13 protein-coding genes are annotated in these 15,784 nt (G+C 55.5%); all 13 read left to right on the top strand.

Annotated features, from left to right (window positions below; translation table 11 throughout):
- Positions 1-86: 86 nt before the first annotated feature.
- Positions 87-1,172 carry a tetraacyldisaccharide 4'-kinase gene (gene lpxK / locus F7231_RS03235; RefSeq protein ID WP_310589275.1) on the top strand — a complete coding sequence of 362 codons (1,086 nt, stop codon included), beginning with the start codon at positions 87-89 and terminating at the stop codon, positions 1,170-1,172.
- A 90-nt stretch (positions 1,173-1,262) separates the two neighbouring features.
- On the top strand, positions 1,263-3,257 hold the full coding sequence (locus F7231_RS03230) for a putative porin (protein WP_229364979.1): 1,995 nt from the start codon (positions 1,263-1,265) through the stop codon (positions 3,255-3,257).
- 66 nt (positions 3,258-3,323) lie between these two features.
- Positions 3,324-4,136, top strand: a complete 813-nt coding sequence (locus F7231_RS03225) for a 5'-methylthioadenosine/adenosylhomocysteine nucleosidase (RefSeq protein WP_166690869.1) — start codon at positions 3,324-3,326, stop codon at positions 4,134-4,136.
- 123 nt (positions 4,137-4,259) lie between these two features.
- On the top strand, positions 4,260-5,288 hold the full coding sequence (locus F7231_RS03220) for a threonine aldolase family protein (protein ID WP_166690868.1): 1,029 nt from the start codon (positions 4,260-4,262) through the stop codon (positions 5,286-5,288).
- Positions 5,289-5,375: 87 nt separating this feature from the next.
- Positions 5,376-7,532 (top strand): ATP-binding protein, encoded by a 2,157-nt coding sequence (locus F7231_RS27295; RefSeq protein WP_229369558.1) that lies wholly within the window; start codon positions 5,376-5,378, stop codon positions 7,530-7,532.
- Between the two features lie 67 nt (positions 7,533-7,599).
- Positions 7,600-8,760, top strand: coding sequence for an exo-beta-N-acetylmuramidase NamZ family protein (locus F7231_RS03210; protein WP_166690867.1), 1,161 nt, complete (start codon positions 7,600-7,602; stop codon positions 8,758-8,760).
- A 120-nt stretch (positions 8,761-8,880) separates the two neighbouring features.
- On the top strand, positions 8,881-9,939 hold the full coding sequence (gene pheS / locus F7231_RS03205; RefSeq protein ID WP_085414721.1) for a phenylalanine--tRNA ligase subunit alpha: 1,059 nt from the start codon (positions 8,881-8,883) through the stop codon (positions 9,937-9,939).
- Between the two features lie 125 nt (positions 9,940-10,064).
- Positions 10,065-10,397 (top strand): arsenosugar biosynthesis-associated peroxidase-like protein, encoded by a 333-nt coding sequence (locus F7231_RS03200; RefSeq protein ID WP_085414722.1) that lies wholly within the window; start codon positions 10,065-10,067, stop codon positions 10,395-10,397.
- Between the two features lie 89 nt (positions 10,398-10,486).
- Entirely contained in the window at positions 10,487-11,533 is a 1,047-nt protein-coding gene (gene arsS, locus F7231_RS03195; RefSeq protein ID WP_166690866.1) for an arsenosugar biosynthesis radical SAM (seleno)protein ArsS, read from the top strand.
- A gap of 115 nt (positions 11,534-11,648) precedes the next feature.
- Positions 11,649-12,617, top strand: a complete 969-nt coding sequence (gene arsM / locus F7231_RS03190) for an arsenosugar biosynthesis arsenite methyltransferase ArsM (protein WP_085414723.1) — start codon at positions 11,649-11,651, stop codon at positions 12,615-12,617.
- A 96-nt stretch (positions 12,618-12,713) separates the two neighbouring features.
- Positions 12,714-13,907: an exodeoxyribonuclease VII large subunit gene (locus F7231_RS03185; RefSeq protein ID WP_166690865.1), complete on the top strand. Its 1,194-nt coding sequence runs from the start codon at positions 12,714-12,716 to the stop codon at positions 13,905-13,907.
- 87 nt (positions 13,908-13,994) lie between these two features.
- Positions 13,995-14,186: an exodeoxyribonuclease VII small subunit gene (xseB, locus tag F7231_RS03180; RefSeq protein ID WP_166690864.1), complete on the top strand. Its 192-nt coding sequence runs from the start codon at positions 13,995-13,997 to the stop codon at positions 14,184-14,186.
- A gap of 213 nt (positions 14,187-14,399) precedes the next feature.
- On the top strand, positions 14,400-15,743 hold the full coding sequence (locus F7231_RS03175) for a DUF937 domain-containing protein (protein ID WP_166690863.1): 1,344 nt from the start codon (positions 14,400-14,402) through the stop codon (positions 15,741-15,743).
- Positions 15,744-15,784 lie beyond the last annotated feature (41 nt).

The raw sequence follows: 15,784 nt of genomic DNA, 5'->3' as shown, positions 1-15,784 counted from the left end.
ATACGGTGGCGGAGGGAAACAAACCGTTAAAACTACTACTTTTGACCCCACCAGCAAAAACATGTTACGAAATTGTTGCCCGAAATGTGACTTACAAATTTCTGCTAAAACCGCTGTCTCTAGCGTATGGAGGTCTCTTATCAATCCGGAATTCGCTATATGACCATCAGCTTGTCGCTACCCACATTCCTACTCAACGGTGCATTTCGGTGGGTAACCTCACCGTGGGTGGCACGGGTAAAACACCGGCGGTAGAATACCTGCTCAGGTACCTGCTTACATTAGACCAGCAGTTGACCGGCAGCATTGCCACCCTCAGCCGGGGTTACGGCCGAAAAACCCGCGGATTTCGTATCGCCACCCCCGCCGATTCGGCCGCTGCCATTGGCGACGAACCCCTGCAGCTATTCCGAAACTTTGCGCCTCAGGTCTGTATCACCGTTGGGGAGCGCCGCGCCGAAGCCCTGCAGCAACTAGCCATGATTCGGCCCGACATCCGTACGGTGGTGCTCGACGATGCCTACCAACACCGGGCTGTGCAGCCGCAGTTGAATGTGCTACTGTCCGATTACAATCGCCCTTTTTATACCGACGATCCGTTTCCGGGTGGGCGGCTTCGCGAACGCCGACAAGGTGCCCGCCGCGCCGACGCCGTCCTTGTCACCAAATGCCCGCAGCCGCCCTCACCGGCCGAGCGGATTGCTATTACCAACCAGATCCGCCGGTATACCGAATCTCAACCTGGCAAAGCCGACGTACCTGTTCTGTTTGCCGGACTGGCCTACGACCCGCCCCGTCCCTTTAGCGGCCAGCCCGCCACATCCATTACAGGCCCCGTGCGTTTAGTGTCGGGTCTGGCCAACGCCGAACCGCTGGTCAGGTACGTGACGGCTACCTGGGGACTAGCCCACCATGACGACTTTGGCGATCACCACGCCTACACCCGCGACGATGTGACACACCTGCTCAGCCAGACCCCACCCGATACCTGGCTACTGACGACGCAGAAAGACGCCGTAAAACTGGACCCGTTATTAACCGACGAAGAGCGGCAGACCCGGCGCCTGGCGTACGTGCCGGTGGGCATGCGTTTGTTCGAGCCCGACGACGAAGCCACGCTGGCCCGTTTAGTCTATGACTGCCTACGCGGCCCGGCACTTAAAAATCGTTAACCACTAACCTCGGCGCGGCCCGGCACCCGTTTTGGCTTATTTTTGCGTATGCAGTTTTCGGCACTACTTTTTCTAGCCTCATTTCTTTGTGTGTCCACCCTGGGTCTGGCGCAGCAATTCCCCGGCGGCGCAGGTACCTTCCCTACCACTCCCGGTAGTTTTCCCGGCACAACGAGCCCCAACGGAGCGGGCCGCCCCGGCGGTTCGGGCGCAGGCGTGGGCATCGATGATTCAACGAAAGTGATCTATGGGCCTACAACAGCCCGTTTTTTTCTGGAGAGCGACGTATTCAACAACCGGAAGAAATTGTACCTGACCGACACCTCGCTGGTTGGTACCCATCAGTTCGAATTCACCAAACGCAACGATAACCGCTATACGGATTTGGGCAATCTGGGCACCCCAATGCGGCCCGTTTTTTACGAGACACCCACCCAGATAGGCGAACAGCAGGGCTATTACGTGTTTTCGCCCTACGCCTTTCAGACAAGTCAGGTACGGTATTACGACACTAAATCGCCGTTTACGGATATGTATCTCGTGCTGGGACCGCGCAATCAGAACATCCTGAACTTCGATTTTAACCAGAATATTAATCCACGGCTCAACGTAGGGTTCAACGTGCAGCGATTTACCTCCGAGCGGCAGTTTGGCACCAGCGCGGCACGTACCCAGACCGAACGGCTGCTGGCACAAAACTGGGGTGTGCTGGTTCATGGCAACTACCGCACCCAAAACGACCGGTATACCCTGCTGGCTCATATTAACCACATGAACCACAGCCTGCCCGAGCAGGGCGGCAACGTGTTTAGCCGCACCGCCAGCGGCGACACGCTGGCTTTTGATTATGAGGGACAAGCCCGGCTGGCGAGCACCCTGGGCTGGGAGCGCCGCACCAACGTTCACCTGTATCACCAATACGCACCGGTCGATGGTATCCAGTTCTTTCACCGGCTTGACTATCAGACGAATATAAACAACTATAAGGACGATGCCCTGACTGCTAATCAGCAGTTTTCGAGTTTTTATCCACGGATCATCAACGATTCGACACGTACCCAGCAGGATGTTTACTGGAGTTCGATCGATAATACGTTTGGCGTGAAGGGCATCTATAATCGGGGGAAATCGGCGTACAACTACCGCCTGTTCTACCGCCAGCGGATATTCAGTCAGAAAAGCGACTACAACCTGTCTGCCGCATCGTCCAGCACGGCACTCAGCACCAGCACCAATCCGCAAAACCTGAATCGCTACACGGCCTCCGGTTTCGAAAACTACATAGGCGGCTGGCTGGGTTATTATTTCCCCGATAGCCTGTCGCGCCTCACGGCTGAGGCCGAATACCTGGTCGGCACCGGTGCTTTCCGGCTCAATGGCCAACTGGAAAGTCGCCTGTTTACCGTAGGGTTCACCACCATGCTGGCCGAACCCACCCTGATTTCGCAGCGGTTCTCCAGCAACCATTATGATTGGAATAATACACGTGAGTTTGGCCTTCGGGGTACCCAACATGCCTACGGCCTGCTAAATGTGCCGTATAAAAACTGGACTGTTTCGCCGGGGGCCGACTTCTGGCTACTCAACAACTACGTGTATTTCAACCAACAAGCGCAACCGGCGCAGCTGGCAACGGCCTTCACCATGTTTCGGGTCGGGCTGGGGGCCACCTACACCCGGGCGCGTTTCAGGGCAAGCACGCAGTTGTATTACACACCTCTCAACGCGGGCAACGACGTATTGCGGGTCCCGACCTTCTTTGCCAACGGTCGGGTGCAGTATGATTTCATTTATGCCAAGGTGCTGCACATTCAGACGGGCCTCGAACTACACTACAAATCAGCGTACTACGGCGACGCCTACTCACCCGTTACCCAGCAGTATTATTTGCAGGACCGGCAACTGGTTGAAGGCGCACTACTGGCCGACGCCTTCGCCAATATGCGCGTAAACCGGGTACGTTTCTTTCTGAAATTCAGCCATGTCAATCAGGGGCTATTTCAACCGGGCTACTTCGTGGCACCAGGCTACCTGCAATTGCAACGCGGCTTCGGCTTCGGCGTCGATTGGCTCTTGTTTGACTAACCGAGTCGGAACCGACGGCAAACGACTGCTTCCGTCAACTTCTACGCTTTCTATTTCATCAGACTAATGCGCTTTTTCCTCGCGATCACCCTATTTTTTGCCACACACGTTGGCTATACCCAGGCTTATCAGCCAGAACCTATTACGGCCCTACTCGGTGCGTTTGGGCCGGAGGTCGAGTTGGTCGAAAAGCAGTTGCAGAACCCGGTGGTGGTAATGAAGAACGGCATTCGGTTCGTAACGGGTCGCCTTGGCAGCCAGCAGGTAGTGGTAGCGCTGACCGGTATTGGTAAAACCAATGCGTCTATGGCGACAGCCTTCACACTGGCGTATTTCAGGCCCCGGCAGGTGATTTTTACGGGCATTGCCGGCGGGGTGAGCCCCGATCTACAACCCGGCGATCTGGTGGTGGGCCGCGAAACCGGTTACCACGACTACCGTTGGATGACCTTCGACAGCAAGCCGACCAACCAGACGCGCAATGTGATTACGGGCGAGCTGAACCCCGGCTATTTCCCCGGCGACTCGGCGCTTCTGTCGCTGGCGCTACGCACCGCCAAAGCCACCAAACTTGAAGCCATTCCCGGTTTGCCGCGTGCCCCAATTGCTGTGTCGGGTCGAATTGTGACCGGCGACGAGTTTGTTAATTCAGAGCAACGTGTAAACCAGATTCGGGCCGAGCATCAGGCCGACGCCACCGAGATGGAAGGCGCCTCTGTGGCACAAATCTGCTACCAGCAGGGCATTCCCTGTCTGGTGATCCGCAGCCTCAGCGACAAAGCCAACAGTTCGGCCCGAGCCGATATGCGCACGTTTCTGGCCATTGCTGCCCGCAACTCAGCCCAACTGGTGGTATCAATGATGGAAGCCAGCCGGTAAGTGACAACGTACTGGAGGCTTCTACTATCATTTTCTCGAATCGGTATACAACTTGTGGGCCTGCCAACGGACAGACCGTTAATTTAGCCGGACTTTTGCTCTTCATCCAGTACAACCTGATCTATGATTGACCTCCGCAGCGATACCCTTACCCGCCCCACCCCTGCCATGCTGGCCGCCATGATGGCTGCGCCCGTTGGCGACGATGTGTTTGGCGAAGACCCCACCGTGAATGCCCTTGAGCAGAAAGCCGCCCGCCTTTTTGGCATGGAAGCCGCGCTGTTCTGCCCATCGGGTACCATGACCAACCAACTGGCGATACGTACCCACGTTCGGCCCGGTGATGAAGTCATCTGCGATCAGATCTCACACATCTACCTCTACGAGGGCGGTGGCATCGCTGTTAACGCGCTGGCATCAGTGGCCTTACTGGCGGGCGAGCGGGGTAAGCTCACGCCTGAGCTTATTGCTCCGGCCATCAACAATCCCAACGACGTTCACCGACCCATTACACGGTTGGTTTCGCTCGAGAACACGGTAAACAAAGGCGGCGGCTGCTACTACACCCTGCCCGAGCTGGCCGCCATTCGGCAACTCTGCGACGAACACGGACTGGCACTGCACCTCGACGGAGCCCGGCTCTTCAACGCGCTGGTTGAAACCGGCGACGCGCCCGAAGCCTACGGCCGGGTGTTCGATTCGATCAGCATTTGCCTGTCGAAAGGCCTTGGCTGTCCGGTGGGCTCGTTGCTCGTGGGCTCAGCGGCGTTTATCACCCAGGCCCGGCGATTCCGAAAACTGATGGGCGGCGGCTGGCGGCAGGCGGGTTTTCTGGCGGCGGCGGGCATCTACGCGCTCGACCACCATATCGAACGCCTGAAAGTCGACCACTCGCGCGCGCGGCAGATTGGGCACATTCTGGCTAACCAGCCCGAAGTGGCCGAAGTATTGCCGGTTGAAACCAACATCGTTATTGTTCGGCTGGTCGATGGCATCACCAATACCGATTACCTCGCCAAACTGAACGACCAGGGCATTCTGGCCGTAGCGTTTGGCCCGCAACTGGTACGGTTTGTGACGCATTTGGACTTGACCGACGATGACGTAACCCTGTTTGAGCAGTCAGTATCCAAACTGGCTACCGCGGCATAAGGCCATTGCCCCGCTGGTACCAGAAGTAACGTGCAAGTTGGGTCAGATCAATTAATTTGCAGACTACCACTACCCTGGCCACCTACCATGCGCGTTGTCTTCCTGTTTTTACTGTTAGCCCTCAGCCATTGCGGATTGGCTCAGCAAGGGGTATTCAAGATAGACAAAGTGCCCAAAAAGGGGCTAACCCCCAAGCTGGCGTGGCGGTGGCGGGCAGGCGATCAGGCAGCCTGGGCCTCCCCCACCCTCGACGACAGCCGCTGGGACACCATCAAGGCGTCGCGTCCGATTGATCGGCTGCCGCAGGTAGCCACCGCTGGCATCAGCTGGTTTCGAACAACCATCCAGCTCGATTCGGCGGTGGCCAACCAGCCTATTCCCCTGTTTATCTTTCTGAACGGAGCCGCCGAACTCTTCGTTGACGGTCAGCCGTTTGCCCGCCTTGGCAAAGTGGGGCGTTCGGCCGAAACTACCGTGAAGCACAAGCGCGTACAGGGTGAAATTCATGTACTTCCTGGCCTGTCTGCCGGGCGTCACGTGCTGGCGGCGCGCTTTGCCACGTACCCAAACCCCTGGTACATACCGCAATACATTGAAAAACAGCGCACGTTCAGCATTGAATTTGCCTCACCAACCCGGTTCGCCGTTGGCATTGCCGACGACATCCACGCAGGCACCCTACAAGAATACCTGACTCTGGGTATGTTCCTGATGCTGGCGGCCATTCACTTCCTTTACTACATCTACCGGCGGCAATCGATCAACCTCATTTTCGGGGCTACCATGTTGCTGTTCTGTCTGGGCACCATTGCCAACGACCTCCCGCCCTACGTGCGAAGCCTGTACCTGGCCAGTTGGTTCAATTTTGTGGGTAGCCTGCTCAGTACAGCCTTCGCAGTGATGCTGCTGGCGACCTATTACAGTTACCTGCAGCAAAAACGGGGGTTGCTGTTTGGCCTGCTGGCGAGCTTTGCGTTGTTGACCACACTGGCAATGGCCATACCCATGTATAACCCCACCTTTACGCTGGCCCTTATGATTGCCCGTGGGTTTGCCCTCTTTCTGCTCTTCCTCGATGGCTTCCGAATTAGCCTGATTGCCATTCGCAACAAACAGTACAATGCCGTACTGGTGCTTATCAGCGTATCGATCCTGATCGTAGTTGTGGTGGTGGGTTCGGTGATAATCGCCATATTATCGATGAAGAAAATCGTACCTGATGGGAATGTTATTCTGATTTTCGGCACCATCATGTCTATATCGATTCCTACGATTCTGGCCATTTTGCTAGCTAAGGAGCACGACCAGACCAACGACGCCCTGCAGAACCGCCTGGCTGAGGTAGAGAAGCTATCGACGGAGAAAGAAACAATCCTGACCCAGCAGAAAGAGTTGCTGGAGCAGCAGGTGGCCCGGCGAACGGCGAAACTGAACCAGTCGCTGCAAAACCTGCGCGAAACCCAGACCCAACTCATTCAGCGCGAGAAGATGGCCTCGCTGGGTGAACTGACGGCCGGTATCGCCCACGAGATTCAGAACCCGCTCAACTTCGTCAACAACTTTGCCGACGTGTCGACCGAGTTACTGGAGGAACTCAGGCAGGAACACACGCGACCCAGCCAGGAACGCGACCTCGAACTGGAAGGCGAAATGCTGGGTGACATCTACCAGAATGTGAGTAAGATCAGCCAGCACGGGCAGCGGGCGGCCAGCATTGTGCGGGGTATGCTTCAACACTCGCGCACCAGCAGCGGCGACAAGGAAAAAACCGACCTCAACGCCCTCGGCGACGAATACCTGCGGTTAAGCTACCACGGATTGCGGGCCAAAGACAAGGCCTTCAACGCCACGCTCCACACCAGCCTCGACCCGCTGCTCGAATCGACCAATGTGGTCAGTCAAGACATTGGGCGGGTACTGCTGAATCTGTTCAACAATGCGTTTTATGCGGTTCGCGAAAAGGCCAAGGCTATGCCTGAGGGCTACTATCCAACGGTCTGGTTCATCACCGTGCAGCACCCCGACGGGCTCGAACTGCGCGTGAAGGATAACGGCAATGGCATTCCGGCCGAGCTACAACGAAAAATTTTCCAACCCTTTTTCACCACTAAACCCACCGGCGAAGGCACCGGACTGGGCCTGAGCCTCAGCTTCGATATTATTACCAAAGGTCACGGCGGTACGCTGTCGGTAGAAACGACCCCCGGCGAACAAACCACCTTTATTATTCGCTTACCTAACTAACCCTACCCCTTTCCGGAATGCCGGACCACCTGAAAACAGGAAATCGATTGGGGGTACGGTAAACATTATGAAAAATTTCCTCGTACTCTGCCTGCTGGCGTTTCCTGCGCTGGCCCAAAAAAAGCCGCTGCAAACAGGGGCCGAACAAACGCAGCTTTACCTCAGTTCGCTCACCGGCAAACGGGTCGGCATGGTCGTCAACCAGACGTCGACCATCCAGAAAACACACGTGGTCGATAGCTTGAAAGCGCTGGGCGTACCTATCCGCACCATTTTCGCACCCGAACACGGTTTTCGGGGCACAGCCAGCGCCGGCGAAAAGATCAGCAATGCCAAAGACCCCAAAACAGGCATCAGCATTGTTTCGCTCTACGGCAGAGACTACAAGCCCAGCAAAGCCATGCTCGATTCGCTCGACGTGGTTGTTTTTGATATTCAGGATGTTGGCGTGCGGTTCTACACCTACATTAGCACGCTGCATTACGTCATGGAAGCCTGCGCCGAGGCCAATAAGCCATTGATCGTCTTCGACCGGCCCAACCCCAACGGACACTATGTAGACGGCCCGGTGCTCGATCCAGCGTTCAAATCGTTCGTGGGCATGCACCCCATCCCGGTTGTGCATGGGCTGACGGTGGGTGAACTGGCCCGCATGATCAACGGCGAAAAATGGCTGGCCGGGGCACGTACCTGCGCCCTAACGGTTGTTCCGGTGCTGAACTACACGCACCAGACCCCATACACCCTGCCCATTGCCCCGTCGCCAAACCTCCCCAACCGGCAGTCAATTTTGCTGTACCCGTCGCTCTGCTTTTTCGAAGGCACGGTGGTTAGTGTTGGGCGCGGTACCGACCATCAGTTTCAGGTGATTGGCTCCCCAACGTACCTGGGCGCGGGCAATGGCAAAACCTATACCTTCACCCCCGTCGACAAGCCTGGAGCAATGAACCCGCCCAACGAAGGGAAGCTCTGCTATGGCCTCGACCTCACGAAAATCAACGCGCAAAAGCTGGGCTTTTCACTCACGTACCTGCTTGATTTTTACCGGAAATCGCCCGACAAAGACAAATTCTTCCTGGCCAGTAACTTCATCGACAAACTCGCCGGTACCGACCAGCTTCGCAAACAGGTGATCGCTGGCGTACCGGAAAAAGCCATCCGTCAGTCCTGGGAGCCAGCCCTAAGCCGGTACAAAGAGCTACGGAAAACGTACTTGCTTTACCCATAGGGCTTATCTTTGTATGTATCTGTTTAGAGTTTGACGTTTGTGATCTGACGTTACGCTGCTGATTCACAACTCGTTTCCGGGCAGCACAACAGCAAACCACAAACTACTTCGTTCCCTTTCATGACTGAGACTATTGCCCAACTATACGCCGAAATTGAGCAGGCGACCGTAACCACTAAAGACGAACTGGAGCAGTACCGGCTGCGCTACCTGAGCAAAAAAGGGGCGGTTACCGAGCTGTTCGAGGGCCTGAAAACCGCCGCCGCAGAAGATCGCCGGGCGCTGGGCCAGCAACTCAACGGCCTGAAAAACCTGGCTCAGGATCGCTTCACCGCCTTTCAGGAGCAGGTAGAGGCTCAGCAGCAGGCGGCAGGCTCGCAACCAGCCGTTGACCTTACGCTGCCCGTTATCCCGAATCTGACCGGCACCCAGCACCCGCTGAGCCTGGTTCGGCAACGCATTATCCAAATCTTTGAGCGCATCGGCTTTAACGTGTCCGACGGGCCGGAAATCGAATCAGACTGGTACAATTTCGGAGCCCTGAACTTCCCCGACAACCACCCTGCCCGCGAAATGCAGGACACGTTTTTCGTTGAGAAATCAGGTGGTGCCGTATCGGACGACATGCTGCTACGTACCCACACCTCGAACGTGCAGATTCGGCTGATGGAACACGTGCGCAACAGTCCAGGCGGATTCAAACCCATCCGGTCGATCATGCCGGGCCGGGTGTATCGCAACGAGGCTATTTCGGCGCGAGCGCACTGCCAGTTCCATCAGGTAGAAGGTATCTACATTGACCGCAATGTGGGCTTCAAAGACCTGAAAGACACGCTCTACCACTTTGTGAAAGAGCTCTTTACGAAAGAAACGAAAATCCGTTTCCGCCCCTCATACTTTCCGTTCACTGAACCCAGCGCCGAAATCGACATTTCGTGCCAGATCTGCGGGGGCAGCGGCTGCAACGTCTGCAAACACACCGGCTGGGTGGAAATTGCCGGTTCGGGCATGGTTGACCCCAACGTACTGGAAAACTGCGGCATCGACCCCGACGAGTACACCGGTTTCGCCTTCGGCATGGGTATCGAGCGCATCACGATGCTGAAATACCAGGTACGTGACCTCCGCCTCTATTTCGAGAACGACGTCCGTTTTCTGCGGCAGTTTGAAGGTCTCTGATGCGACGGGTAAAATCGACAAATCGTGAGTGAATGTTACTTTATGTGTAGATTCAATGAATCTCTCGTTCACGATTTATCGATTTCACCCGTTATTGTTTACGTACATCAAAAAAACAGCTAATCATGCAGACGTATTATGACCCGGCCGATCTCAAAAAATTCGGTCAGATTGGTGAGTTTCAAAAGGAGTTTGCCGACAAGTTTTTTGCTTACTACGGTGCCGTGTTTGCCGAGGGTGCGCTCACTGCCCGCGAAAAGTCGCTGATTGCATTAGCCGTTTCCCATACCGTGCAGTGTCCTTATTGCATTGATGCTTACACCAGCGATACGCTCGAAAAGGGCTGCTCGGAACAGGAAATGATGGAAGCTGTGCACGTAGCAGCCGCTATCAGAGGAGGTGCTACTCTGGTGCATGGCGTGCAGATGATGAACAAAGCCAAGGACCTGAGCATGTAATTAATGCCAACGCGCCGGCGCCAGGTAGTGTCGCCGGCCGTACGATGCCTGATTGCCCGCCGTACCTGATACCTGAAACGCCTTTCTACATGAAATCACTGAAAGCCTCTGGACATGCTCTGGCCAGTTCGGCGGCGCAACTCGACTTTATCGAGAACGAAACATTTGCGAAGCTGGGCCTGCCCTCCTTTAGCGATAAGATCAACAGCGTTGGCCTGTTTCCACTGACGCCCACTCAGATCGAGATTTTTCAGGTAAACGTCGGCAAAATGTGCAACCAGGTTTGCCGCCACTGCCACGTTGATGCCGGGCCGGATCGGAAAGAGATCATGACCCGCGAAACGATGCAGCAATGCCTCGACGCCCTGTCAAAAACCAACATCCCTACGGTTGACCTGACCGGCGGCGCGCCTGAAATGAACCCCGATTTCCGCTGGTTTGTCGAAGAACTCACGAAACTGGGGCGCCACGTGATTGTGCGCTGCAACCTGACCATCATTGTCGCCAACCCAAAGTACTATGATCTGCCCGAATTTTTCCGGGATCACAAGATCGAGGTGGTGAGTTCATTGCCCTTTTACAACGCCGACAAAACAGATCGGCAACGGGGTAAAGGCGTGTTTGCCGACTCGATCCGGGCCATGAAGATGCTCAACGAGGTTGGTTATGGGCAAGATGAACGTGGCCTGCTACTCAACCTGGTGTATAACCCCAACGGGGCTTTTCTCCCCGGCGATCAGGCTGGCCTGAAACGGCAGTTCAAACGGGTACTCGCCGATGAGTTTGGGCTGGTGTTCAACGATCTGTACGCCATCACCAACGTACCTGTAAGCCGCTATCTGGATTACCTGATCTCGTCGGGCAACTACGAGGGCTACATGGAAAAGCTGGTCAATTCGTTCAACCCGTCGGCAGCAGCGGGCGTCATGTGTCGCAACACCATTTCCATTGGGTGGGACGGGCAATTGTACGACTGTGATTTCAACCAGATGCTCGACCTCAACGTGGCCAGCCCCATCACCCACATTCGCGATTTCAACGCCGATACCCTGAATCAGCGCAGCATCATTGTCAATGAACATTGTTACGCCTGCACCGCCGGCGCCGGTTCGAGCTGCGGCGGCGCAACGGCTTAAAACTGGTTTGGGTTTGACGTTTGTGGTTTGATATTATGCTGCTGACCAACCGGTTCGCTGATCAGCAGCGCCACATCAACCCACAAACGTCAAATCACAAACAAAACCTCAAACTATGTCCTACCTCGACGCTACCATCGACGTTTATAAACAGGCCGCCGAAACACCGGATGTTGGCCTCTGCTGCACCACAAACCCCGTTTGGCAACTGCCCGGCCTGAGCATTCCGAAACGGATGCTGGAGATGAATTACGGCTGCGGCAGCACCGTAAATCCGCGCGATCTGGTCAATAGCCCGACAGTAATGTACGTAGGCATTGGCGGTGGTATGGAGTTGCTTCAGTTTGCCTACTTCAGTCGGAGGCCAGGGGCCATCATCGGCGTCGATATTGTCGATGAGATGCTAACGGCCTGTCAGGAAAACCTGGTGGAGGCAGAGGCGCAAAACCCCTGGTTTCAGCGCGATTTCATGGATATTCGCAAAGGCAGTGCTTTGTCGCTACCCGTTGATGACAACAGCGTTGACGTGGCGGCGCAGAACTGTTTGTTCAATATTTTCAAAGCCGACGACCTGCGCGTTGCCCTTGAAGAAGTGTACCGGGTGCTGAAGCCACACGGTCGGCTGGTGATGTCGGACCCTACCTGCGAACAGCCCATGTCGGAAGCCCTGCGGAACGACGACCGGCTGCGGGCCCTTTGCCTCACGGGTTCGTTACCACTGAACGACTATTTAGACGTGATCACCAGCGTGGGCTTCGGCACCGTGGAGGTACGTGCCAAACGGGCCTACCGGGTGTTATCGCCAAATCACTACGCCACCGATGAGCTGATTTACATTGAAAGCGTGGAAGTATGCGCCATTAAAGATCCAATGCCTGCCGATGGACCGTGTATCTTTACAGGCCGTACCGCCATCTACTTCGGCGATAACGACCATTTCGACGATCATAAGGGCCACGTCTTACTGCCCAATCAGCCACTGGCCGTATGCGATAAAACGGCGGGAGCCTTGGCTGCGCTGGGTCGCGATGATATCTTCATTTCGCCATCAACTTACTTTTACGACGGCGGCGGGTGTTGCTGAGGTTTGCAGTACGATAGACGAGCTACAATTGGCTCATTTACCAGAGTAGCCTGCCTCCCAACTGCGTAAGCCAACAGTGCCATTCGTACATTCACTATGTCTCCAATCCGTTTATCTGACCTGGCCTACACCATCGACGCCGTTCTCGAAGAAAACTTCGGTGGGAAAGCCATGTGGGTACTGGCCGAAACAAGCGATATCAAGAATTACCCCGACCGGCAATATTGCTTTCTGGGGCTGGTAGAAAGGGAAGGAAATCAGACGGTTGCCAAGCTTGATGCGGTGATCTGGCGAAAAAACTACCCCATTCTCCGGGCATTCGAAGCGGCCACGGGCGTTGCCTTTGCCCGGAACCTGCAACTGCTGATGCTGGTGTCGGTCACCTACAGCCCGGTCTATGGCATGCGGCTGGAAATTCACCAGATCGACCATGCCTACACGATGGGCAACATCGAGCGCGAACGACAGGCGGTGCTGGATACACTCGTCCGCGAGCATTCGCAGTTCGTCTGGATGGATCAGGGGCAGTACATCACCAGCAACCAGATGCTGGACCGGCCGGCTGTCTGGCAACGCATTGCCCTCATCACCGCCCCCAACTCCGACGGTTGGCGCGACTTCCGGCAGGAGCTCGTCAACAACCCCTGGGGCTACCACTTCGCCATCGACGAGTACCTTACACAAGTACAGGGGCAGGGGGCCGACAAAGCTATATGTACGCAGCTAGAAGAGATTATTCGCTGCAACGTACCCTACGATGCCGTTGTGATCGTGCGGGGCGGCGGCTCGCAACTCGATTTCGGCGCGTTCGACACCCTGCGTATGGGGGTAGCGGTAGCTAGCTGTCCGTTCCCGATTCTGGCTGGCATTGGGCACGACCGCAACGTCAGCATCACTGATATGCTCTGCCACCAAAGCGTGAAAACGCCCACCAAAGCCGCTGTTTTTTTGATTGAACACAACCGGGTATTTGAGGAAAATTGCCTTCAGATGGCCTATCGCGTGGCCGAAGCCAGCCGGGTAGCCATGCAGAACGCCCGCGAAGACGTTGACGTACTGACCGAACGGTTTCGGTATGGCACCCAGACGTACCTGCGCAACCGCCACATTGAGCTGACTGAAAAGACAACCGCCGTTCGCCACCTCGACCCGGTCAATGTACTCCGCCGGGGGTACGCTATGCTCAGCCGAAACGGCCAGATTCTAACCCGCGCCGATGCGTTTAACCCCGGAGATGACGTACAGGCCCAATTCGCCGACGGCACTATTCACTTAACTGTTACCGATTAACCGTGATGAACAACCGGCTGCATTGCCTGGGAACGTACCTGCGCAATACGGCTGATTGAATCAATGTTAATGGCCAATCAACCCAACATGACTTACCAGGAAGCATACGAACAATTGAGTTCGCTCGTTGACGAGATAGAGAACGAAGCCGTGCCCCTCGACGAATTACCCGGTCGTATCAGGCAGGCGACCGAACTCATTGCGTTTTGCCAGCAACGGCTTCGGGCCGTGGATGATGACTACCAGCAGGCACTGAATCAATTACAGAAAAGGCAGTAACCCAACATTTAATAAATGATTGAGTGGTAACCATTGAAAAAGTGTGTTTAATTTTGGGACAGGATGCGTAGGCTAGACAGCTTCACCGGGCCGTAGGGACCGACTACCTCACCCGTGCATCCGGGAGTGACCCATCCACTGATAACTACGAAGCTGGCGGAATGACCGAGGCGAATGGGCATTCGTATAGTAACTGTATACTGACCAATCATCATGACTTTATTTGGTGCGTTTAACGAAGTGCTTACCCCTGAGGTACTGGCCAAAATTGCCTTGTACGAGGATGAGCCTGCGGAGAAAACCACAAAAGCCGTTGAAGGCTTAGTTCACACCGTCTTTGGCGGCCTGCTGAAACGAACGACTACCGAAATTGGTGTTAATCAACTATTTAGCCAACTCCAGAAAAGTGGTTACGATGGTTCGCTTTCCTCCAACCTGAACAGCGTTCTGAAAGACGCAACCCAGACCCACGCAGTTATCACCACCGGCAACGAGGCCATCAGCCGGTTACTTCCGGCCATGAAAAGCTCCATCGCCGGTATGATTTCGAGCTATGCCGGTATCCGTAACTCGTCGGCGATTTCGCTGCTCGGCCTCACCGCCGGCGTTGTGCTGGACGTGTTGGGGAAGCAGGTGAAAGAAAAGAAACTCGACGCCGACGGACTGGCTGCTTCGCTGTTCGATCAGCGGGAGGCCTTCATCAATGCAGTGCCGGAAAATTTGTTTCCGCAGCTTGTTGAGAAAGTAGGCATCCAGCAGATCGTGGCAGGCGTTGCCGCACCGGCTAAACGCACGGCGCAGGCAATACCCCCACGTAGTACCAATGGACCGGCTATCCGGCCTGTTCCTACGTCGACGGTATCCTTTGAACCCGACCTCGACAACGAATCGGGTGGTTCAGCGGGCAAATGGCTCATCGGAGCCATCATCGTTGCCGCCATTGCCGTGGGCGGTTATTTCATTTGGCAGAACAGCAAGAATTTCTCAACAGACGGGTCTCAGTCATCGGATGAACTAGCGTCCCTCGGCGACACGACCCAGTCTGATACCGTAGCCCGCTCACTGGCCGTTCCTGTGGACACCACGGCCAGCCGCCCCGCAGCAACTTCAGCCACATCGGCTACTACCGCCACTGGCATGGCCACGTCGGTCCCAACAGATGCGGCCTTCAGCACCGCTCTGACCGCTTACCTAAATGATGCCGCTCAGCCTAAGGGACGCGTATTCGGCCTGACAGGTGTCACTTTCGATCCAGCATCGCTGAGTATGACAGCCGCTTCGCAGAGACAGGTCAACGAGTTGATCACTCTACTGAAGGCCCGCCCTACGCTGCAAATTCAGTTACAGGGGTATGCCAATGACGCACCCGGTCCAGCGGCCGGGCTAACGAATAAAGTATTGTCCTTTAAGCGGGTCAATGCCATCAAACAGCAGCTCGTTGGCGCTGGCATCAACTATCTCCGCGTCGACGCGATTGGCCTGGGTACTGGCGTTAAAGTGGGTGAGCTAGGAAAGCAACCTCAGAAAAAAATTAACGTGAAAGTTATTACCAAGTAAGCGTAAATACCTCGTTTGAAAAACCGGTTATTGCCTGGCAG

It is taken from the genome of Fibrivirga algicola, assembly GCF_011742925.1.
Classification (GTDB): Bacteria; Bacteroidota; Bacteroidia; order Cytophagales; family Spirosomataceae; genus Fibrella; species Fibrella algicola.
The sequence above is the reverse complement of the archived record's forward strand: the minus strand, read 5'-3'. Positions and strand labels throughout refer to the sequence as shown.